We start from the raw sequence: 20,492 nt of genomic DNA on the forward strand, positions 1-20,492 counted from the left end.
GCTCCACCCTGTGGGCCGTTGCGCGTCAGCCCTGCGGACCGTTGCGCGGCACCGAGACCGTCACCCGCAGCCCGTGCGGCTCATGGGCCGCGAAGCTCAGGGAGCCGCCGCCGGCCGCCAGGAGCGCCTGCGAGATGGAGAGCCCGAGGCCGGAGCCCCGGATGTTCTGGTGCTGGGTGCTGCGCCAGAAGCGGTCGCCGATGCGTTCCCGCTCCGCCGCCGTGAGGCCCGGTCCGCGGTCGGCGACGACGACCGTGACGTGGTCGCGGCCTGAGGCGACCGTGACGACGACCTCTTCCCCGGCGGGGGTGAATTTCAGGGCGTTGTCGATGATCGCGTCCAGGGCGCTCGACAGCGCGATGGGGTCCGCCCAGGCGGTCACCGCAAAGGCGCCGTCCGCCCGGAGCCGTACCCCCTTCTCCTCGGCGACCGGCCGCCAGGACGCGACCCGCTCCGCGGTGAGCGCGCCGATGTCCTTGAGCTGGAGATCGGCCGCGGCGTGTTCGGCCAGCGCCAGGTCGAGCAGGTCGTCGAGGACCTGTGCGAGGCGCTTGCCCTCCGTGCGCACGGAGGCGATCTCCTCGTTGCCCTCGGGGAGTTCGAGCGCGAGGAGCTCGATCCTCAGCAGCAGCGCGGCAAGGGGGTTGCGCAGCTGGTGCGAGGCGTCGGCGACGAAGGCGCGCTGCTGCTCCAGCACGTCCTCGACGTTGTCGGCCATCTCGTTGAACGACCGGGCCAGGCGCCTGAGTTCCGGCGGTCCGCCGGAAGCCGCGACCCGCGACCTCATCCGCCCGCTGGCGATGTCGTGGGTGGCCGCGTCCAGGGTCCGTACGGGCAGCAGCACCCAGCCGGTGAGGCGGATCGCGGCGCCGACCGCCACCAGCATCGCGACCGCCTCGCCGGCCGCGATCAGCAGCCAGCCGCGCAGTGTGCGCGAGCGCATCTCCTCGGTGGGCGAGTCGAGGACCACCACGGCGACGACATCGCCGTCCCGCACGACGGGCGAGGCGACGACGACCCTGCCGTTCTGCCACGGCCAGACCTGCGGCGGATCGTGGCTGCGCCGTCCCAGCAGGGCCTCCTTGAACGCCCGGCGTCCCTCCCCCTCGATCGGGAGCTGCCACACGGCGGGGGCCTTCGCCATGGCGCTGTCGTCGCGGTAGAAGACACCGGCGCGGATGCCGTACACCGATGCGTAGGTGCCGAGTTCGCTTCGCAGCGTGCGCCGGCGCTCGTCGTAACCGTCGCCGCGCTCGGTGATGAACTGCGCCAGTGCGGCGAAGCGCGTCGTGTCGTCGATGCGGTCGATGACGACGCGTTGCTGCTGGGCCGCCGCCACGCTGACGGCCAGCGGGAAGCCGAGGGCGAGCAGCACACCGGCCATGAGCACGATGAGCAGGGGAAGCAGCCGGGTACGCACCTGGGACGTGCGCCTCTACGCGGGCGGGGCGACGAGGCGGTAGCCGACCCCGCGCACCGTCTCGATCAGTGCGGGCAGCCGCAGCTTGGAACGCAGGGACGCGACATGCACTTCGAGTGTGCGCCCCGTGCCCTCCCAGCTCGTGCGCCACACCTCGCTGATGATCTGCTCCCGGCGGAACACCACTCCGGGGCGCTGGGCGAGCAGCGCGAGCAGGTCGAACTCCTTGCGGGTGAGCTGGACTTCCGCCCCGTCGACGCTGACCCGGCGGGTCGGCAGCTCGATGTGGACGTGGCCGAGGCGCAGTGCGGCGACGGGCGTGGGCACGGTGTCCTCGCCGCTCGTGTTGCGCCGGCTCACGGCGTGGATACGGGCGAGGAGTTCGCCGGTGTCGTACGGCTTGACCACGTAGTCGTCGGCGCCGAGGTTGAGGCCGTGGATCCGCGAGCGGACGTCGGCGCGCGCGGTCACCATGATCACGGGGGTGGAGGTGCGCTTGCGGATCTTCCCGCACACCTCGTAGCCGTCCTGGTCGGGCAGGCCGAGGTCGAGGAGCACGACGCCGAACGGCTCCGTGTCCGCGGGCAGCAGGGCCTGCAGGGCCTCCTCGCCGCTGCGCGCGTGCACGACCCGGAAGCCGTGCCGGGCGAGGATGGCGGAGAGCGCGGCCGCGACATGGTTGTCGTCCTCGACGAGCAGCAGTCTCATGGCCTCCCCCTCCGGTTCTCCGATGGTCTCGATCGTGCGGTGCCGTACGCGTCGGCAGATGTCGGTGCGGTCTCCCGTACGCTTCCGGTCACTTCCCCGTACCCAGACGTTTCACGTCATGGCGTACCAGGGCATCCACTCCGATGAGAGGCAGGTCAGTCAAGGCCCGCCCGCCTCATCCGGCCATCTGTTATCCACCCGGTACGCCACGTGCGTCACACCCCGCACCGCGTTCACACGGAGTGTCCGGTTGCCGCCGGATCGTTATCCTCAATTTCCGCTCAGATGTAATGACGCTGGTAGCACCGCGTCACTAGGGTCCTTCCCAACCGAGGAGGACGGAGCATGAAGCCGATGAGCGGAGTTTCAGTGACCAAGGGTGCCGAAGACGCCGCGCCCGCGGCGGACGACCTCGTCGTACTGAGCAACGTCAACAAGCACTTCGGCGCGCTGCATGTGCTCCAGGACATCGACCTGACCATCGCCCGTGGCGAGGTCGTGGTCGTCATCGGGCCCTCCGGGTCCGGGAAGTCCACGCTGTGCCGCACGATCAACCGCTTGGAGACGATCGATTCGGGCGCCATCGCGATCGACGGCAAGCCGCTGCCCCAGGAGGGCAAGGAGCTGGCCAGGCTGCGTGCCGACGTCGGCATGGTCTTCCAGTCGTTCAATCTCTTCGCGCACAAGACGGTGCTCGAAAACGTGATGCTGGGCCAGATCAAGGTCCGCAGGACGGACAAGAAGGCGGCCGAGGACAAGGCCCGTTCGCTGCTCGACCGGGTGGGTGTGGCGACGCAGGCCGACAAGTACCCGGCCCAGCTCTCCGGCGGGCAGCAGCAACGCGTGGCCATCGCACGGGCGTTGGCGATGGACCCGAAGGTGATCCTCTTCGACGAGCCGACATCGGCACTCGACCCGGAGATGATCAACGAGGTGCTGGAGGTCATGCAGCAGCTCGCCCGGGACGGCATGACGATGGTCGTCGTCACCCATGAGATGGGCTTCGCGCGCTCGGCCGCGAACCGGGTCGTCTTCATGGCCGACGGAAAGATCGTCGAAGAGGCCACGCCCGACCAGTTCTTCAGCAACCCGCGCAGTGACCGGGCCAAGGACTTCCTGTCGAAGATCCTTCACCACTGATGGAGCCTTCACCACCGGTTCCCGCACCGGCTGATCACTCACATCGCGTCAACTCTAGGGAAAACCACCATGCAGCTTCGTAAGGTCACCGCCGCCTCGGCCGCCGTGCTCGCTCTCGCCCTCTCCGCCACCGCCTGTGGATCCGACAACAAGGACGGCAGCTCGGGCAGTTCGGGTAACGGCAAGAAGATCACGATCGGCATCAAGATCGACCAGCCGGGCATCGGCCTGAAGACCCCGGACGGCAAGTACACCGGCTTCGACGTCGATGTCGCCACGTACGTGGCCAAGGAACTCGGCTACGACGCCAAGGACATCGTCTTCAAGGAGACCAAGAGCGCCGACCGCGAGACGGCGATCGAGCGCGGTGACGTGAAGTTCATCGCCGCCTCCTACTCGATCAACGACGAGCGGCTGCAGAAGGTCGACTTCGCGGGTCCGTACCTGCTGGCGCACCAGGACATCCTCGTCCGCGCCGACGACGACTCGATCAAGTCCCCGGCCGACCTGAACAACAAGAAGCTGTGTTCGGTCGCCGGCTCGACCTCGGCGAAGAACGTCAAGGACAAGCTGGCTCCGAAGGCCGACCTCCAGACGTACGGCGGCTACTCGGAGTGCCTGACCGGCCTGGAGAACAAGGTCATCGACGCGCTGACCACCGATGACAGCATCCTGGCGGGCTACGCCTCGCAGCAGAACTTCCAGGGCAAGTTCAAGCTGGCCGGCTTCAAGATGACCAACGAGAACTACGGCATCGGCCTGAAGAAGGGCGACGCCGACCTCAAGAAGAAGATCAACGACGCGCTCACCAAGATGGTCTCGGACGGTGCCTGGGACAAGGCCGTGAAGGACAACTTCGGCCCGGCGAACTACAAGAACGACCCCGCCCCGAAGATCGGCAACATCGTCAAGTGAAGCAGGGCTGACCGGGCGCGCCGTCCGTGAACGGCGGCGCGCCGTGCCCTCCTACACGCGGAAGCGCGGGAGATCGTGTTCGACTTTCTTGAAGGTTACGACCTGCTGGGGGCCTTCTGGGTGACGGTGCAGCTCACCGTCTACTCCGCCCTCGGCTCCCTCATATGGGGAACGCTGCTGGCCGGCATGAAGGTCAGCCCGGTCCCCCTGATGCGCGGCTTCGCCACCGCGTACGTGAACGTGGTCCGGAACATTCCGCTGACCGTGATCATGGTGTTCTCGTCGCTGGGTCTGTACCAGACGCTGGGCATCGCGCTCGGTGCCGATGCCACCGAAGACATCAACTTCCGGCTGGCCGTGCTCGCCCTGGCCGCCTACACGGCCGCCTTCGTCTGCGAAGCGCTGCGCTCCGGCATCAACACGGTGCCGGTCGGCCAGGCCGAGGCAGCGCGCGCACTCGGGCTGAGCTTCACGCAGGTACTGCGGCTGATCATCCTTCCTCAGGCGTTCCGCGCGGTGGTCAACCCGTTGTCCAACGTGCTGATCGCACTGACGAAGAACACCACGGTCGCCTCCGCGATCGGCGTCGTCGAGGCCTCCTACCTGATGAAGGACATGATCGAGGCCGAGGCCCAGCTGATCCTGATCGCGCTGGTCTTCGCGTTCGGCTTCATCGTCCTGACCCTCCCGACCGGCCTGATCCTCGGCTGGGTGAGCAAGAAGGTGGCGGTGAAGCGATGAGTTCCGTCCTCTACGACGCCCAGGGCCCCCGCGCCAAGCAGCGCAACATCCTCTACACGGTGCTGTTCGTGCTGTGCGCGGCTGCCGTGGTGTGGTGGGTTTACAACGGTCTGGCCGAGAAGGGCCAGCTCGACTGGATCAAGTGGAAGCCCTTCTTCACCAGCCCCCAGCCGTGGCAGACGTACATCTGGCCGGGCCTCCAGAACACGCTCAAGGCGGCGTTCTTCGCCCTGATCATCGCGCTGCCGCTGGGCGCCCTGTTCGGGATCGGCAGGCTCTCGGACCACCGCTGGGTACGCATGCCGGCCGGCTTCGTCGTGGAGCTCTTCCGCGCCGTCCCGGTGCTGATCCTCATGATCACCGCGAACGCGGTGTACGCGGAGTACACCACCATCGACACCGATGTGCGTCCGCTGTACGCCGTGGTGACCGGACTCGTGCTGTACAACTTCTCGGTCCTCGCCGAGATCGTGCGGGCCGGGATCGAGACCCTGCCGAAGGGCCAGGCGGAGGCCGCCAAGGCACTCGGCATGCGCAAGAACCAGATCATGCTGTCGGTGCTGCTGCCGCAGGCGGTGACGGCCATGCTGCCGGCGATCGTCAGCCAGCTCGTCGTCATCGTCAAGGACACCGCGCTCGGCGGCGCCATGATGACGTTCCCCGAGCTGCTGGCATCGGTCCGTCCGATGAGCGCGAACTACGGCGCGAACACGATCGCCTGCTTCACGATCATCGCCCTGATCTACATTGCCTTGAACTTCGCGCTCACGTCCTTCGCCAGCTGGCTGGAGCGGTGGCTCCGGCGCAACAAGAAGGAGAAGGGCACCGCGCCCGGGGGCGCACCCGAGACCGTCGGTACGCCGTCGCTCGTCATCGATGACGGGCACGGCGTCTGACGGCTCGTCGCACGGTGTTCCGAGGGGCGGTGGCGGATGAGCCACCGCCCCTCGCCGCCGTCCGGTGTCGCTTGACGCGGGCACCGGCAGTAGGTTGCATACGTTCTGTGATCGCGCCCCCTGCCCCCGCCGCCACACTCCCTCCGCCGCCCAGCCCCGTTCCGAGTCGCGCGCTCGTCCCGTCCGCGTCCTCGGCGCCGTCCGTACGGATTCGAGGTGCTGCCCCGTGGACCCGGTGATCGTCGTCGGCGCCGGGCCCGTCGGTCTGGCGCTGTCGCTCGCCCTCGCGGCGCAGGGTGTGCCCTCCGTCCTCCTCGACGAGGATCCGGGCAAGGAGGAGACGCGCCCCGCCCGCACCGTCGTGCTGCGCGAGGACACCGCGGCCCTGGTCGAGCGGCTGGGCTGCAAGGCGCTCCGGCACGAAGGGGTGCGGTGGTCCGGGTGGCGGTCGATGCGGCGCAAGCAACTGGTGCGTGAGCTGTCGCTCGGCGAGGAGTCCCCCGAAGGCGATCCGCTGCCCGCCCCCGTTCATCTGCCGCAGCACGTCCTGACGCGCGGGCTGCGGGACGCGGTGGCCGCGCAGGAGCTGGTGCAGGTGGCCCCGTACAGCCGGATCGACACGCTGGAGCAGGACCCGGCCGGCGTCACGGTGCACACCAGGGAACCGAACGCGACCTGGTGGCGCGGGAGTTATGTGGTGGGCTGCGACGGCGCCAGGTCCACCGTGCGCAAGCTGCTCGACATCCGGTTCCCCGGGCGTACTGCGGTGGAGCGACATGCCGTCGCGGCGTTGCGCACCGATCTTCCCTGGCCGGGACAGGCCGTGCTGCACCGGCTGCCGCCGTGGCGCACCGGCGGCGCCGAGGTCACGGCGCGGCCGCTGCCGGACGGCGTCTGGCGGCTGGACTGGCTGCTGCCGCCGCGTGGCGAACTCGTCACCCCGGACGCCCTGATCACCCGGGTCCGGGACACCCTGGCGGGCTGGTGCGGCGAGACACCGCCGTACGAGCTGCTGGACACGGGCGTGTACACGCTGCACCACCGGCTGGCCCTGCGCTGGCGGGCCGACCGGGCCTTCCTGGCCGGGGACGCCGCCCATCTGCTGGGCGCGCTGGGCACCCAGGGGCTCGACGAGGGGCTGCGGGACGCCGAGAACCTGGCCTGGAAGCTGGCCCAGGCCTGGCACCACGGCGCCGCCGACGTACTGCTCGACAGCTACCAGGCCGAGCGGCGAGCCGCGGTCGCCTCCCGGCTGCGCGCCGCGGACCAGTCGCTGCCGATACTGCGTGGCGGCGGAGGGCTGCGGACGCTGGTCCCGGGGAGCGCACGGGGGCACGATTCCCTGCTCACCGACGGACATCTGGGATGCGGCCCCCTCGGTGCGCCCCCCTCGTACTCGCATTCGCCCCTTGCGCCCCCACGCGCCGAGGCGCACGACTCTGTGGGTACGCCCCCCGGTGCGCCGGTGACCGATGTGCGGGTGACGGCGCCCGACGGCACGACCGTGCGGCTGCGGGAGCGGCTGGGGCAGGGGCATCTGCTGGTGGTTCTGGTGGCGCCCGGCACGGGGGTGTGGGACCGGCGTCACTGGATGACCGCCGGCGTCATGCCGCGCCTCGCCGCGGCCGTCGACGCGCTGCCGATGAAGGGTGAGCTGCTGGTGACCGAGAGCTACCCGGGGGCGTCGGCCCACACCGTGCTCCTGATCAGGCCGGACGGTCATCTCGTGGCGTCGTTCGGCGGGGTGCGGCCCCGGGATCTCCTGGCGGCGGCGGACACGGTGCGGGGCGGTTCGGGACACGCCTCCGTACGCTCTGACCAGACTGCGGGCATCAATTGACCGCTGCGGACGTACATGGTGTACTCCGAACCGTGACCGACACCGATGTGCGCCTGTGGCGGAGGGTCCATATGGACCTCGTCCGCTATGCGGGCTGCGTGTGTCGGCCGTCCTGCTGAATCGCCTTTCCCTGCCCCGCCCTGCGCGCTGCCGTGCGGGCGGGCATCCGCGCGAACCCTCAGGACGGTCTCCGTGTCTGCCCCTGCCTCACCCTCCGTACCCACGCCTGCTCCCGTATCCGCACACCTGTCCGCCTCTCCCGGTGGTTCCGGGCCGACGGAGGCGGAACTGCTCGATTTCGTCCGCCGTGTCGCCACCGACGCCGAGGCCGTCGCCTCGCTCCCCCTCGATCCCGAGGGGCGCACCTGGGTCCAGCTCGAAGGCCCCGGCGGCAGCGAGGCCTGGCTGATCGGCTGGCCGCCGGGGACCGGCACCGGCTGGCACGACCACGCCGACTCGATCGGCGCCTTCACCACCGCGGCGGGCACCCTCAAGGAACTGTCGCTGGCCGCCCGGCTGCCCACCGACGGCTGGAAGACCCTCGAACTCACCGAAGGCATCGACCGGAGCCGGGAGTTGGCCACCGGACAGGGCCGGGCCTTCGGCCGCCACCACGTCCACGAGGTGCTGAACGAGTCCACCACGGAGCACGCCGTCTCCGTCCACGCGTACTACCCGCCGCTGCCGCGGATCCGGCGTTACAGCCGCACGGGCGACCTGCTCCGCCTCGAACAGGTCGAGCGGCCGGAGGACTGGCAGTGAGCGACGGCCCCCGGGACGGCGCGGAGCCGGTCGGGATCGACGAGCTGCCGACGGGAATCGACGAGCTGCTGGAGCGGGTCCGGGCCGGGTTCGTCAGGGTCGGCCCGCAGGAGGCGGCCACCGCCGCCGCGGACGGGGCGCTGCTCGTGGACATCCGGTACGCGGAACTGCGGGAACGGGACGGGCTGATTCCGGGAGCTCTGGTCGTCGAGCGCAACGAACTGGAGTGGCGGCTCGACCCGCGGGGCAGCCATCGGGCCCCGCAGGCGGTGAGCCACGATCTCCGGATCGTGGTGGTCTGCAACGAGGGATACGCGTCGAGCCTCGCCGTCGCGTCCCTGCGGCAGCTGGGGCTGCACCGGGCGACGGATCTGATCGGCGGGTTCCAGGCGTGGCGTGCGGCGGGGCTGCCGGTCGAGGTGTGACGTGCGGGGCGTGGTGGGGAGGGCTGGGTGTGACTGGGCGGGGTCCTGTCGAGGCCTGACCACCGGGTTCCTTCGGTGGTCACTGGCTGGATCCGGTGCGGGGCCCTGCCGAAGCCCCGCACCGGGTTCCGGGTTCCGGGTTCCGGGTTCCGGGTTCCTACGATGGTCACTGCCTGGACATGGCCGTCTCCACCGGCCGCGCCCTGAGCGCGAGTCGGCCGGGCAGCGCGGTGGCAGCCAGTGCCAGCAGTGCGGCGGCGCCCACCACCGTCGCGTACAGCAGGGGCAGAACGCTGGGCGCCGCGCTGCCGGTCATGCCGATGCTGAAGGCGGTCAGCACGGCCAGGGCGATACCGCTGCCGAGGGCCGTGGAGATCAGCAGCACCGACAGGGCCTCGGCGCGGAGCATCCTCAGGACCTGACGCCGGGTCGCGCCGGCCAGCCTGAGCATGGCGAACTCCCTGATGCGCTCGGACACGGACATGGCAAGAGTGTTGACGACCGCGATGGCGGTGAAGGCCAGGATCAGGCCCATGGCGAGGTAGTTGACCGCCGCGTTCTCCTGCTGGCGGTCCGCCTGGACCTGGTCGGCGGTCTCCGATGACAGCACGGAGACGCCGGGGAACCGCTGGAGCGCGGCGGCGAGTTCGTCACGGCTGCCGTGCCCGGCGACCAGAACGGTGGCGGCGAGCGGGTTGTCCATATGACGGGCGAGCAGGTCATGAGGCAGCGTCAGATCGCCGAAGCCCAGCCCGCGACGGTAGACGGCGGCGACGGTGAGGCTGGCGGGGGTGCCGTCGCCGAGGTGGAGTCTCAGCGCACTGCCGGGGCGGAGGCCGAGCTGGTCGGCGGCGAGTTCGCTGATCGCGGCGGTGTCATGCCCGTGGGTGAACGCGGTGAGCGATCCGCTCGTGACGTCCGGGTCCCAGGTGCGGGCGAGTCCGGCCTGGGTGACGCCCTGGGCCTGGTACTTGTCGAGACCGACGCGCACCGTGGTCCGCACGACCTCCGTGGCGGCCGTGACACCCGGCGCCCCGCGGACCGCCCCGGCGGCCTCGGACGGGACACCCGGCCCTTGCGCGGCCAGTACCCAGGTGGCGCGGACGCCGTCGCGGGCCTGGGCGCGGGCGGCGTCCCCGAGGGTCGGCTGAACGAAGAGAACCGTGCAGGTCATCCCAATGAGCAGGGTGAGCGGGGTGACGACGGACGCCATCCGGGCAGAGTTCCCCCGGATGTTCGCGGTCGCCAGGGATCCTCCTGCGCCTGCCGCCCGGAGCGGTCCCGCGAGCAGTACGGCCGCGAACCTCACCAGGTACGGCCCCAGCAGTGACACGGCCGTGGCCGACACGACGACGGCGAGGAATGTGACGGGGGTCGCGGCGGCCTCGGTGCGCAGCACGCTCAGTACGCCGACGAGAGTGGCTCCGCCCACGAGCAGCACCAGACCCGCCACGATCCGGCCCCGCGCCGGGCCGCGCTCGACGGCGGACTCGGCCATGGCCTCGGCGGGCCGGATGCGGGCGATACGGCGGCCGGAGATCCTCGCCGCGGCCCAGGCGCCGACCAGGGTGACGACGAGCGCCGCGCAGGCCGGGAAGACGCCCGCGGTGCGTTCCAGGGTGACCGGAATCGCACCCATGTCGATGAATCGACCGTGCAGCCAGTCGGCGAGGGGCAGTCCGGCGAGCACGCCGAGAACTCCGGCCGCGGCGCCGACGACGAGGGCCTCACGGCCGAGGAGACGGCGGATCTGGCCCGGGGTGGCGGCGATGGCGCGGAGCAGGGCCAGTTCGCGGTGGCGCTGCTGGATGGAGAGCGCGAAGGTTCCGACCACGACGAGGATCGCGACCAGGAGGGACGTGCCGCCCATGGCGCCTCCCATGGAAACCAGCTTGATACGGGCTCCGGCGGCATCCAGGAATTCGACGGGGCCCCGGTCCTCGCCGGTGGCTACCTGGGCGGAGGTGCCCTTGAGCGCCTGCTCGACCCGCTGCTTCAGCCGCGTGAGGTCGGTGCCGGGCGCGGGGGTCACGCCGAGAGCGGTGATCCGGCCGGGGCGGGCGGCCAGGCGCTCCGCCTCGGCCGGCGAGAAGAAGAGTGAGGTCTGCTGCCGGAGGTCGCGCTGCCCGGCCGGGGCCGCGATGCCACTGATGCGGTACGGGCGGGGAGCGCGAGTGGACTGGACGATGAGCTGGTCCCCGGGCTTCAGGCCGTTCTGTCCGGCGAGGACGCGGTCGATCACCACGTCGTCATCGGCGGAAGGGGCACGGCCCGCGACGAGGCGGAAGGGAGTGAGCGGGGCGGAGGCCCAGGAATGGCCGTACGAGGGGCGCGCGGAGAGGTGGGCCAGGGGGCGGGGCTCGGACCGGGCCCCGCCCTTGCTCGCGGACTGGCCACTCATGGCCTGGCTGCTCGCGGACCGGCCGCTCGTGGGACGGCTGCTCGCGGGACGGCTGCTCGCGGACTGACCGCTCATGGGCAGGCTGCTCATGGGCTGGGCCATGAAGGTCAGTTCGGGGACGGCCCCGCCCACGCCGTCCAGGGCGCTGACCCGGTCGAGGACATCGGCGGGGAGCCAGGCACGCTCGGCGACCGGCTTCGCCTTGTGCTTGACCTTGGTCTTTCCGTTGCCCTTGTGCTTGACCGTGGTGCGGTGGACGTTCTGGTCTGCGGAGACCACGAGCGGCGCGGCGGCATAACGCTCGGTGGCGATCCTTCCGCGCAGGCCGGTCTCCAGCAGCGTGCCGCAGGCGGTGATCAGAGCGGCGGCGCACATGAGGGCCAGGAAGGCGCCGAGAAACCCGCCCTTGCGGTCCCGGATCGTCTGTAAGGCATAGCGCAGCATCATCGTGCGTCCGTCTCTCGTCTGTTGTCGTGCTCCGGGGTCAGGGTCGGCGGCGGCGCCGGGGTCCCGGCCGGCGCCGGGATGTGCGGCTGCTCCGTCATGCGTCACACCCTGCTCCGTCGGTGCATGCCCGCGCACTGGAGCGTGCCCGTGTGTTCGTGCGGGGGGCTACCCCCATATGCCGTCGGCGGTTCCCCCTCGACTCGCCGAGACACACCCGAACGCCACGCTCCGGTGGAGCGGTCCCCGTACCCGACGGACATTCACCTCAGTACCAAGGACCGACGGGACGGAGACCTCGCACCCATGCCGACCCCTACGCTCACCCCCGATCAACTGGACGCCCAGGCCGCTCGCCTCCACGACACCGAGGCGTGGCAGCAGATCGTCACCGGCTGGGAAGTCACGGCCCCCGACCCCGTACAGCCGCCCACCCCTGCCCCTGCCCCTGTACGACAGGGGTCCCCGCCCCGCCCTGTACGGCTGTCCGCCCCCGGCGCCACGGAGTCACTGCCGGGCCGCCGGCCGGGCGACTGGCGCGACCTGCTGTCCGTGCCGGTCGATCAGCTCATCGCCGATTCCGCCCGCGCCCTGCCCGCGACCGCGCCGCGCGAGCGGCCGCTCCCCGGGCGTCTGGGCGCGATCCTCCCGGACCGGCTCCACTCCTGGCGCCGCATCGGCCAGCCCGAGGTGCGGCCCTCCACCCATCTCGCCTATGCGCGGCAGATCCTGACCGAATGGGGCTGGCAGAACACCCCGTACCGGCTCCGCAACGCCCGCGGCGCACGGTGCATCTGCGGTGCCCTCCTCACCGCGCACCGCCTGGGCTACGGCTCCCTCGACACCGTGGACCGGGCCGGTGCCTGGCTCGTCGCCGAGCTCCGCTCGCAGGGCTGGACCGGGCTGATCGGGCCCTGGAACCGCTGCCCCGGCCGCACCGCCGCAGACGCGCTCGCCCTGATCGACGCCACCATCACCCGCGCCGCCCACGCCGGGCAGTGATCACCCACGCCTCCCCCACGCCTCCCCCACGGCCCACCTGACGCACAGCGGCGATACCCAGGCGCTCCCCCTCGCCCCCGCCCGCACGGCTACCCCGTCCCCCGGTGCCTCACCGCCCGATACCACCGCCCCGTACCACCAACCCCATGCCGCTGCTCCGTGCCGCTGGCCACGCGTCACCAATCCCGTACCGCCGATCACCGACCGGCGCTTCCTCCGCCGCCCGTCGTGCCCGCCGTGCCCGACGCCCGTGGTGCCCGCCGTGCGGTCGCCGTCCGGTACGACGACCCCGGTCAGAAGGGCTCGTCCAGACCTTCCGTGTCCTCGCCCTCTTCCTCCAGTGCCTGCCGCACCACGCGCAGGGCCATGCCCTCCCCGTACCCCTTGCGCGCGAGCATGCCCGCAAGGCGGCGCAGCCGCTTGTCTCGGTCCAGGCCGCGAGTGGAGCGCAACTTACGCGCGACCAGCTCGCGGGCAGTCGCCTCCTCCTGTTCGGAGTCGAGCTGCCCGACCGCCTCGTCGATGACGGCGGAGTCCACCCCCTTGGTGCGCAGCTCACGGACAAGAGCACGGCGGGCCAGTCCGCGTCCGTGATGCCGGGACTCCACCCAGGCGTCCGCGAACGCCGCGTCGTCGATCAACCCGACATCCTCGAAGCGCGAAAGCACTTCTTCGGCCACCTCGTCCGGGATCTCTCGTTTGCGCAGCGCGTCGGCAAGCTGCTTCCGAGTACGCGGCGTCCCGGTGAGCAGCCGCAGGCAGATGTTGCGCGCCTGCTCGACCGGGTCTCGCGGCTCCCCCTTCTCGGCCCTCGACGAGGAAGGGGAGCCGCTGCTCCTGGTGCGGGAGCGGGCACGACGGCCCGCCCCCTCGCCGAATCCGGCGCCCGAGCCCGTGTCGTGACCGGGACCGGCCTCCGGCTCGTACACATCCGCGGACTCGGCCATGTGTCCGGCGGCGGATTCGCGGCCGGGACCGGTGTGATGGTCAGTGGCGCTGACCGGCCACTCCGTACGACGCGTCACGGTCTAGCTCTTGGCCGCCGCGGTCTTGGCCGGCTTGGTCTTGCCGGCCGGAGCGGGCACCGACTTCGCGCTGTCGGCCGGAGCCGTGGCACCGCTTGCCGCGTCCGCACCGGACTGGGCGGCGCCGTCGTCGGGCCTGACTCCGATGCCCAGCTTCTCAAGGATCTTCTTCTCGATCTCATTGGCGAGATCGGGGTTGTCCTTGAGGAAATTACGGGCGTTCTCCTTGCCCTGGCCGAGCTGGTCGCCTTCGTAGGTGTACCAGGCGCCCGCCTTGCGGACGAAGCCGTGCTCCACGCCCATGTCGATCAGACCGCCCTCGCGGCTGATGCCCTGGCCGTAGAGGATGTCGAACTCGGCCTGCTTGAAGGGCGGCGCGACCTTGTTCTTGACGACCTTCACGCGGGTGCGGTTGCCGACGGCGTCGGTGCCGTCCTTCAGCGTCTCGATCCGGCGGATGTCGAGGCGCACCGAGGCGTAGAACTTGAGCGCCCGGCCACCGGTCGTGGTCTCCGGCGAGCCGAACATCACGCCGATCTTCTCGCGGAGCTGGTTGATGAAGATCGCGGTGGTCTTGGACTGGTTGAGCGCACTGGTGATCTTGCGGAGCGCCTGGCTCATCAGGCGGGCCTGCAGACCCACGTGCGAGTCGCCCATCTCGCCCTCGATCTCCGCGCGCGGCACGAGCGCCGCGACGGAGTCGATGACGATCAGGTCGAGGGCACCGGAGCGGACCAGCATGTCCACGATCTCAAGGGCCTGCTCACCGTTGTCCGGCTGGGACAGGATGAGGCTGTCGATGTCGACGCCGAGCTTCTTCGCGTACTCGGGGTCGAGGGCGTGCTCCGCGTCGATGAAGGCGACGGAGCCGCCGAGCTTCTGCGCGTTCGCCACCGCGTGCAGCGTCAGCGTCGTCTTACCGGAGGATTCCGGTCCGTACACCTCCACCACACGGCCGCGCGGCAGGCCGCCGACGCCGAGAGCCACGTCGAGGGCGGTGGACCCGGTGGGGATCACTTCGATGGGCTCGTTCGGCCGCTCACCGAGGCGCATCACCGCGCCCTTGCCGAATTGCCGTTCAATCTGTGCGAGTGCGGCGTCCAGCGCCTTCTCGCGGTCGGTTCCTGCCATGGGTTCCACCCGATTTGCTTGAGTCGATCGCTTCACGTCAAAGACGCTAACCCCTGCCACTGACAATGGGCCTCGACGTCCTCCCGGCCTGTGGATAACTCCACGGTCGGGCCCGGGAAAACCCGGCCGGAATCCCATGAGAATGGATGTTCGATTTTAGTGTCAAGCGCACCACGCCGGGCCGGTCCGCTCCTGGATGAGGCGGTGTGGCCGCCCTGTGCCATGTCCGTGCGGCCGACCCTGCCGAGGAGACGGCCAGGGAGGCTTTCGCTGCGACGGAACAGGCCCTGCCGTGCAGTGTGGAACCTGCCCCACTCAGTTGAATTCCCCACACGAGTCGGCCGTTGCGCTGCCGACCGGGCCGCCCTCGGGGGACTAGCTGCACCACGCCCACCCAGGGGAACTCTTCTGCCCGATGGACCGCACGCACCCTCCACCGGCCTGCCGGGAGCTGCGCCGGAGCCTGCCCCGGCCGGCCCCCATCGGGATACTCCACTCCCAGATCGGCGCCGGCTTCGGCCGAATCCATCAATACCGCCGGGCCATCGGTGACCCACAGCCCGCCGTCCTCCCACGCGGTGTCCGGATCGAGCAGGACCGCCTCGACTGCCGTGAACAACTCGTCCTCCGACGGAACCCAGACCGGTCCAGCACGGTCACAGCGATTGCTGTCGTGAGAAATACCCATGCACGCAGTCTGCGGACCTCCACCGACACCGCCTGGAGATCCGCAGGCCGCCGACGGTCGGTCGGCCAGCCGTCCGTCCGGCTCACGCGCTCAGGGTTCGATGCCGCAGAACAGTGGCCGAGCGCCGTGGTGGGCGGGTCAGGAGGCAGGCAGTTCCATGAGGTGCGCGTCGCGGGAGTCTCCACGTATGGAGCATGCAAGCTCGGAGACGTGTCGCGCCTGGGCGGCAGACAGACGCCGCCCCGCCCACAGCAGTGCTGCGGCATCCACGGCCTCCGAGGACGGAGGCGGTGGCACCTCACGCAGAATGACGCCCGTCAGCGCGGCCAGGTCGCGGGCGTCGATTCCCAGCACGGCAGCGAAGTCCGCCACCAAGCGCGGGGTCAGCTCCTTGCGACCAGAGCCGATCACACCGTACGTGGCTGCCGACAGGTACGTGGGCGTCACGGACGCAAGCGTCATCGCCATTCCCGACCAGTTCAGGTTGCGGTACTGGAGCATGCGGACGACCCGAGCGCCCGGACCGCCCGCGAGGGGCAGGAGCGGCTTCGGGACGAAGCCGGTACGCCGTTCCTCCTGCGGCAGTGAGCGGATCACCTGCAGGAGTTCACGGCGTCCCGCTGCGGGGAGACGCACCGCATCCACCACCGTGTTCTTCATCCACACCGCGGCCGCGGTGTCCAACGGCGCCATGTCATCCGGGACCGCCAGCCCTGCGAGGATGAACAGATCGACAGCATGAAAACCCAGTGCGGGCGCAAGCCGTCGGAGCAGTTCATCGCCGGGGCCGTCCCCTGCGAGCACTGCGCGGACCTCGTCCTCGTTCAGCCCAGCACGGCCGGCCAATTTCCGCCCGCCGAGCTCTCTCCGGTCCAGCAACCACGCCAGCATCGCGCCGAACCCGGGGTACTCCGTCATGGCCGCAGACTAGCCAGAAGCACGAGCGGGACACCCAGCCGTCATCGAAGCAGCACGGACAGACCAGGCCAACTGGGACAATATCCAGCTTCTAGGCTTCGCCCTCTGCGCTTCCGGGGGCTCGCCAGGAGCGGCGCAGCCGAGTGAGCACCGACTCGCCGCGCCGTGCGCTCCGGCCGTGCATCCGGGGGTCGTCCGTCACGTCGTACCGCTTCACATACGCGCCGAGGAACGCCTGGAGCGTGGCGACGGCCGGGATCGCGATCAGCGCGCCCACGGCGCCCATCAGGGCCGTGCCCGCGATGACCGATCCGAAGGCGACCGCCGGGTGGATGTCGACCGTCCTGGAGGTCAGCTTGGGCTGCAGGGCGTAGTTCTCGAACTGCTGGTAGACCACGACGAAGCCGAGCACCCACACCGCGTACCAGGGGTCGACGGTGAACGCGATGAGCATCGGCAGGGCCCCCGCCAGATACGTGCCGATCGTGGGGATGAACTGGGATACCAGCCCGACCCAGACGGCCAGCGCGGGTGCGTAGGGGACCCCGAGGATCACCAGCAGGATGTAGTGCGCGATCCCGGAGATCAGGGCCATCAGACCGCGCGAGTAGAGGTAGCCGCCGGTCTTGTCGACCGCGATCTCCCAGGCCCGCAGGACCTCTGCCTGCCTGGCGGGCGGCAGCACGGAGCACAGGGCGCGCCGCAGCCTGGGGCCGTCGGCCGCGAAGTAGAACGAGAACAGGGAGATCGTCAGCAGCCGGAACAGTCCGCCGAGCACGGTGGTGGAGATGTCGAGCACTCCGGTCGCGCTGTTCTGGACGTACTTCTGCAGCCAGTCGGAGTGGAGCAGGCTGTCCTGGACCTCGACCCGGGAGAGGTCGGTGCGGAACGTCTGGTTGACCCAGTTGATCACCGAGTCCAGATACTTCGGGAACTCCTCGACCATGTCGACGATCTGGCCCGCGAGCATCGAGCCGAGCAGTACGACGAAGCCCACCGCGGCGATCAGCACCGCGAGGAAGACCAGGAAAGTGGCGAGGCCGCGACGCATGCCGCGCGCCGCCATCCGGCTCACCGCCGGCTCGATGGCAAGCGCCAGGAAGAACGCGATCAGAACGTTGATCAGCAACCCGATGAGCTGGTCGAACGCCCAGCTGCCGAGCCGGAAGCAGGCGTAGAGCGCCAGAGCGAGCACCATGGCGCGCGGCAGCCACGCGGGCATGCGTACCGACCCGATCCCGGCGGACGCGGCGGGTGGCGCGGCCGGCGGGACGGGCGGGGTGGAGGGCGGCTGGGTCTGTGCTGTCTCGTCTGTCGGTGCCACGGTTCCAGTCTCGCCTACGGCCGTGACAAGTAACCGCCCACCCCGGACAACAGCACAGGTCCGGCTGCCGACGGGCCGGGAATCAGTGCGGGCCCGGCCGCTGACGGCCCGGGAGTCGGTGCGGGTCCGACGTCGGCGAACCGGCGGTGCGAATCCGGGGTCAGCGCTTGTCGGCGGGAATGCCGACCGCCGTGCAGACACCGCGCCAGACGTCCTTGGTTTCCCATCCCGCGGCCAGCGCCTGGTGCACGGTCTGCCCGTCGAGCTCGGACATCACATGATCGCGCGCGAAGGAGTCGGCGTACCCCGCGCCGAAGTGGTCCGCCATCCGTTCCCAGAAAATCGTCAACCGCATGACCTCAGTATCCCGCTCCTGAGAGTGCAGCCGGGCCGCTACGTCTTGCCGAGAGCGCTTACCGGCCTACGGTCGGTCCATGGCTGGAACCGGAACAAGTCCCCTCAATCGCGCCGAGCAGTTCATCTGGCTCACGGCCCGCGTCCTGGAACAGCGGCGGTTCGCTCATCACTTCCTGCAAGGAAGTGCGGACGCCGTGGAAACCGCACTCGCCGCCTATCTGAACGAGGACGGCGGCTATGGGAACGCGCTCGAACCCGATCTGCGCGGCCCCGTCAGTCAGCCACTGCACACCGCACACGCACTGAACGTGCTGGACTCCATCGGACGCTGCGACGGGCTGCGGGTGGAGCGGATCTGCCGCTTCCTCACCGGGGTATCGACCAAGGAGGGCGCGCTGCCCGCTCTCCTGCCGACGCAGCGCGGCTATCCCGCCGCGCCGTTCATCCCGATCGTCGACGATCCTCCGGCGGAGCTGCTGGCCACCGGGCCCGTGGTCGGACTGCTGCACCGCAACGCGGTGTGGCACGCCTGGCTGTTCCGGGCCACCGACTTCTGCTGGGCCGCGGTGGACGCCCTGGACCGGTCCCATCCGTACGAGATCGAGGCGGCGCTCGCCTTCCTGGACGGCGCTCCGGACCGGGCACGGGCCGAGGCGGCGGCCGACCGGCTCGGGCGGCTGGTGCGGGATCAGCGGCTCGCGGTACTGGATCCGGAGCGGCGTGCCGAGTACCCCGTCGCGGCCGGATACGCACCGGGAGAGCAACACTTTCCGTACGACTACGCCCGTACGCCCGAGTCGCTCGCCCGTCGCTGGTTCACCGACGAGGAGCTGTCCCGCTCGCTCGACCACCTCGCGGCCGAACAGCAGGAGGACGGCGGCTGGCCGGTCAACTGGCGGCAGTGGGCACCGGGCACGGCGCTGGAGGGGCGGCCCCTCGTGACGCTCAAGGCGCTTCTGACGCTGCATGCGCACGGGCGCAGCCTCGACTGAGACCCGGCAGCCGGATGGGGACCGGTACGGTGACCGGCGCTTGGGACTGGTACGGATGCGAGGGGCTCGGGGCCGACGTCCGGGCCTCTCGCCGCACTCGGGCCTTTCCTGTACGGGTCGGCCTAACCGAGGGCACGTACTCCTGCGGTGACGACCACGGCGGAGCCCACGACCACGAGGAAGGGCGCGCGCAGGACCAGCGCCAGCGCCGCCGCGGCGAGCCCGGCCCCCCGTGCGTCCAGCGCCAGGTGCTGCCCGTCGCCGAAGGTCTGCTGCGCGGTGAGGGCCGCCAGCAACGCCACGGGCAGGAGCGCGGCGAGACGCTGGGCGAGCGGGCGCTCCAGCACGCCGGCGGGCACCAGCAGGCCAAGCAGCTTGGCGAGGTAGCAGCCGACGGCGGTCAGCGCGATGGCGATCCAGACGTTCATCGGCTCTCCTCCGTGGTGACCGTTCCCCGGTTCTCCCTTGCGGGGTCCGCTCCCTGGTTCTCCTTGATGGAGGCCGTTTCCCGGCTCTTCTCGGCAGGATCCGTTTTCCGGCTCTTCTTCATAGGAACCGTTTCCCGGCCCGTGCCCTTGCGGCGTCCGCTCAGGAAGAGGACGGCGGGTGCGGCGAGCGCGGACAGCAGGACGGGGACACCTGCGGGCAGTACGGGGAGCAGGCCGAGCGCGAGCAGGACCGCGATCGCGGCGGTGGCGCGTTCGGTGGTGCTCTTCAGCATCGGCGCGAGCAGGGCGAGGAAGACCGCCGGTGATGCCGCGTCCAGCCCCCAGGCGTCGGTGTCGCCCAGCGCCTCGGCGCCGAGGGCTCCCAGCAGCGTGGTCAGGTTCCACAGGACGTACATGGTCAGCCCGGTGACGGCGAAGCCGATCCGGGCCGTCCGCCGGGTCGGCTGCGCCAGCGTCACGGCGGTCGTCTCGTCGATGACCCACTGGGCGGCGAAGGGGCGCAGCCCCCGGGGGAGCGCCAGCAGCTGCGACAGCCGCAGGCTGTAGAACGAATTGCGCACGCCGAGGAAGAAGGCCCCGGCAGCAGCGGTGTACGGGTTGCCGCCCGCGGCAAGGGCACCGACGAGGGCGAACTGCGAGGCGCCGGTGAAGACGGCGAGGCTGAGCGCACAGGTCTGGAGCAGGCTCAGTCCGGAGCCGGCCGAGGTCACACCGAAGGCGAAGCCGGAGAGCCCGACGGCTATGCCGACACCGAGCGCATCGCGCACGACGGCCGCGTCCGGCTTCATCGCGGCCGCATCCTGCTTCGTCCCGGCCGCATCCGGCTGCGCACCGGAGCCGCTCGTGTTGCCGTGGGGTGCGCCGGCCGATGCGTCGGCGCCCTCTGAGAGTGTTGTCTGTTCTGCCACGACCGG

The 20,492-nt window shown here is 70.5% G+C and carries 21 protein-coding genes; 10 read left to right on the forward strand and 11 right to left on the reverse strand.

Annotated elements, in window-relative coordinates:
- Positions 1 to 25: 25 nt before the first annotated feature.
- Positions 26 to 1,420 carry a sensor histidine kinase gene (locus tag GA0115234_RS03585; RefSeq protein ID WP_093539361.1) on the reverse strand — a complete coding sequence of 465 codons (1,395 nt, stop codon included), beginning with the start codon at positions 1,418 to 1,420 and terminating at the stop codon, positions 26 to 28.
- Between the two features lie 15 nt (positions 1,421 to 1,435).
- Positions 1,436 to 2,128: a response regulator transcription factor gene (locus GA0115234_RS03590; RefSeq protein ID WP_093539362.1), complete on the reverse strand. Its 693-nt coding sequence runs from the start codon at positions 2,126 to 2,128 to the stop codon at positions 1,436 to 1,438.
- A gap of 354 nt (positions 2,129 to 2,482) precedes the next feature.
- On the opposite strand from GA0115234_RS03590, the gene GA0115234_RS03595 reads away from it, so the two are divergent.
- The 8 genes from GA0115234_RS03595 (at position 2,483) to GA0115234_RS03625 (ending at position 8,847) form a co-directional block, all read left to right on the forward strand.
- Positions 2,483 to 3,268, forward strand: a complete 786-nt coding sequence (locus GA0115234_RS03595) for an amino acid ABC transporter ATP-binding protein (protein ID WP_093539390.1) — start codon at positions 2,483 to 2,485, stop codon at positions 3,266 to 3,268.
- Positions 3,269 to 3,337: 69 nt separating this feature from the next.
- Positions 3,338 to 4,183 carry a glutamate ABC transporter substrate-binding protein gene (locus tag GA0115234_RS03600; RefSeq protein WP_093539363.1) on the forward strand — a complete coding sequence of 282 codons (846 nt, stop codon included), beginning with the start codon at positions 3,338 to 3,340 and terminating at the stop codon, positions 4,181 to 4,183.
- A gap of 75 nt (positions 4,184 to 4,258) precedes the next feature.
- The gene (locus tag GA0115234_RS03605; protein WP_093539364.1) at positions 4,259 to 4,924 is read left to right on the forward strand and encodes an amino acid ABC transporter permease; all 666 of its coding nucleotides are present in this window, start codon (positions 4,259 to 4,261) and stop codon (positions 4,922 to 4,924) included.
- A complete protein-coding gene (locus GA0115234_RS03610; RefSeq protein ID WP_093539365.1) occupies positions 4,921 to 5,820 on the forward strand; it encodes an amino acid ABC transporter permease in 900 nt (299 codons plus the stop codon). The genes GA0115234_RS03605 and GA0115234_RS03610 overlap by 4 nt, the downstream gene beginning before the upstream one ends.
- 226 nt (positions 5,821 to 6,046) lie before the next feature.
- On the forward strand, positions 6,047 to 7,660 hold the full coding sequence (locus tag GA0115234_RS03615) for an FAD-dependent monooxygenase (RefSeq protein ID WP_093539366.1): 1,614 nt from the start codon (positions 6,047 to 6,049) through the stop codon (positions 7,658 to 7,660).
- Between the two features lie 47 nt (positions 7,661 to 7,707).
- Entirely contained in the window at positions 7,708 to 7,779 is a 72-nt protein-coding gene (locus GA0115234_RS44260) for a putative leader peptide (RefSeq protein WP_309544753.1), read from the forward strand.
- Positions 7,780 to 7,852: 73 nt separating this feature from the next.
- Positions 7,853 to 8,422: a cysteine dioxygenase gene (locus GA0115234_RS03620; RefSeq protein WP_093539367.1), complete on the forward strand. Its 570-nt coding sequence runs from the start codon at positions 7,853 to 7,855 to the stop codon at positions 8,420 to 8,422.
- Positions 8,419 to 8,847 (forward strand): rhodanese-like domain-containing protein, encoded by a 429-nt coding sequence (locus GA0115234_RS03625; RefSeq protein WP_093539368.1) that lies wholly within the window; start codon positions 8,419 to 8,421, stop codon positions 8,845 to 8,847. Before GA0115234_RS03620 ends, GA0115234_RS03625 begins: the two co-directional genes overlap by 4 nt.
- A 166-nt stretch (positions 8,848 to 9,013) precedes the next feature.
- Here the strand turns inward: GA0115234_RS03625 and GA0115234_RS03630 are convergent, their stop codons facing one another.
- Positions 9,014 to 11,695 (reverse strand): FtsX-like permease family protein, encoded by a 2,682-nt coding sequence (locus tag GA0115234_RS03630; protein WP_237541064.1) that lies wholly within the window; start codon positions 11,693 to 11,695, stop codon positions 9,014 to 9,016.
- A 303-nt stretch (positions 11,696 to 11,998) separates the two neighbouring features.
- Here GA0115234_RS03630 and GA0115234_RS03635 point away from each other — a divergent pair, with 303 nt between their 5' ends.
- The gene (locus GA0115234_RS03635) at positions 11,999 to 12,694 is read left to right on the forward strand and encodes a DUF6197 family protein (protein WP_093539369.1); all 696 of its coding nucleotides are present in this window, start codon (positions 11,999 to 12,001) and stop codon (positions 12,692 to 12,694) included.
- 293 nt (positions 12,695 to 12,987) lie between these two features.
- Here the strand turns inward: GA0115234_RS03635 and recX are convergent, their stop codons facing one another.
- From recX to GA0115234_RS03665, 6 genes are all read right to left on the reverse strand, one after another.
- On the reverse strand, positions 12,988 to 13,719 hold the full coding sequence (gene recX, locus GA0115234_RS03640; protein WP_370803766.1) for a recombination regulator RecX: 732 nt from the start codon (positions 13,717 to 13,719) through the stop codon (positions 12,988 to 12,990).
- A 3-nt stretch (positions 13,720 to 13,722) separates the two neighbouring features.
- Positions 13,723 to 14,850, reverse strand: a complete 1,128-nt coding sequence (gene recA, locus GA0115234_RS03645) for a recombinase RecA (protein WP_093539371.1) — start codon at positions 14,848 to 14,850, stop codon at positions 13,723 to 13,725.
- A gap of 46 nt (positions 14,851 to 14,896) precedes the next feature.
- The gene (locus tag GA0115234_RS43190; protein ID WP_237541065.1) at positions 14,897 to 15,538 is read right to left on the reverse strand and encodes an Imm21 family immunity protein; all 642 of its coding nucleotides are present in this window, start codon (positions 15,536 to 15,538) and stop codon (positions 14,897 to 14,899) included.
- Positions 15,539 to 15,676: 138 nt separating this feature from the next.
- On the reverse strand, positions 15,677 to 16,456 hold the full coding sequence (locus GA0115234_RS03655) for a hypothetical protein (protein WP_093539372.1): 780 nt from the start codon (positions 16,454 to 16,456) through the stop codon (positions 15,677 to 15,679).
- Between the two features lie 91 nt (positions 16,457 to 16,547).
- Entirely contained in the window at positions 16,548 to 17,678 is a 1,131-nt protein-coding gene (locus GA0115234_RS03660; RefSeq protein ID WP_093539373.1) for an AI-2E family transporter, read from the reverse strand.
- Between the two features lie 262 nt (positions 17,679 to 17,940).
- Entirely contained in the window at positions 17,941 to 18,135 is a 195-nt protein-coding gene (locus tag GA0115234_RS03665; RefSeq protein ID WP_093539374.1) for a DUF3046 domain-containing protein, read from the reverse strand.
- A gap of 79 nt (positions 18,136 to 18,214) precedes the next feature.
- Here GA0115234_RS03665 and GA0115234_RS03670 point away from each other — a divergent pair, with 79 nt between their 5' ends.
- Positions 18,215 to 19,129 (forward strand): hypothetical protein, encoded by a 915-nt coding sequence (locus GA0115234_RS03670; protein WP_093539375.1) that lies wholly within the window; start codon positions 18,215 to 18,217, stop codon positions 19,127 to 19,129.
- Between the two features lie 122 nt (positions 19,130 to 19,251).
- Here the strand turns inward: GA0115234_RS03670 and GA0115234_RS03675 are convergent, their stop codons facing one another.
- Both GA0115234_RS03675 and GA0115234_RS03680 read right to left on the reverse strand, forming a co-directional pair.
- Complete coding sequence (locus GA0115234_RS03675) at positions 19,252 to 19,557, reverse strand: AzlD domain-containing protein (protein WP_093539376.1); 306 nt, start codon at positions 19,555 to 19,557, stop codon at positions 19,252 to 19,254.
- A complete protein-coding gene (locus GA0115234_RS03680) occupies positions 19,554 to 20,486 on the reverse strand; it encodes an AzlC family ABC transporter permease (RefSeq protein ID WP_370803767.1) in 933 nt (310 codons plus the stop codon). Before GA0115234_RS03680 ends, GA0115234_RS03675 begins: the two co-directional genes overlap by 4 nt.
- Positions 20,487 to 20,492: the final 6 nt, after the last annotated feature.

The organism is Streptomyces sp. DvalAA-43, assembly GCF_900091725.1.
Lineage (GTDB): Bacteria > Actinomycetota > Actinomycetes > Streptomycetales > Streptomycetaceae > Streptomyces > Streptomyces pulveraceus.

Coding starts and splice junctions, on each gene's coding strand:
- GA0115234_RS03590 (WP_093539362.1), bottom strand. CDS start 2,128: ATGAGACTGCTGCTCGTCGAGGACGACAACCATGTCGCGGCCGCGCTC.
- GA0115234_RS03595 (WP_093539390.1), top strand. CDS start 2,483: ATGAGCGGAGTTTCAGTGACCAAGGGTGCCGAAGACGCCGCGCCCGCG.
- GA0115234_RS03600 (WP_093539363.1), top strand. CDS start 3,338: ATGCAGCTTCGTAAGGTCACCGCCGCCTCGGCCGCCGTGCTCGCTCTC.
- GA0115234_RS03610 (WP_093539365.1), top strand. CDS start 4,921: ATGAGTTCCGTCCTCTACGACGCCCAGGGCCCCCGCGCCAAGCAGCGC.
- GA0115234_RS03630 (WP_237541064.1), bottom strand. CDS start 11,695: ATGATGCTGCGCTATGCCTTACAGACGATCCGGGACCGCAAGGGCGGG.
- GA0115234_RS03635 (WP_093539369.1), top strand. CDS start 11,999: ATGCCGACCCCTACGCTCACCCCCGATCAACTGGACGCCCAGGCCGCT.
- recA (WP_093539371.1), bottom strand. CDS start 14,850: ATGGCAGGAACCGACCGCGAGAAGGCGCTGGACGCCGCACTCGCACAG.
- GA0115234_RS43190 (WP_237541065.1), bottom strand. CDS start 15,538: ATGGGTATTTCTCACGACAGCAATCGCTGTGACCGTGCTGGACCGGTC.
- GA0115234_RS03655 (WP_093539372.1), bottom strand. CDS start 16,456: ATGACGGAGTACCCCGGGTTCGGCGCGATGCTGGCGTGGTTGCTGGAC.
- GA0115234_RS03660 (WP_093539373.1), bottom strand. CDS start 17,678: ATGCCCGCGTGGCTGCCGCGCGCCATGGTGCTCGCTCTGGCGCTCTAC.
- GA0115234_RS03665 (WP_093539374.1), bottom strand. CDS start 18,135: ATGCGGTTGACGATTTTCTGGGAACGGATGGCGGACCACTTCGGCGCG.
- GA0115234_RS03670 (WP_093539375.1), top strand. CDS start 18,215: ATGGCTGGAACCGGAACAAGTCCCCTCAATCGCGCCGAGCAGTTCATC.
- GA0115234_RS03675 (WP_093539376.1), bottom strand. CDS start 19,557: ATGAACGTCTGGATCGCCATCGCGCTGACCGCCGTCGGCTGCTACCTC.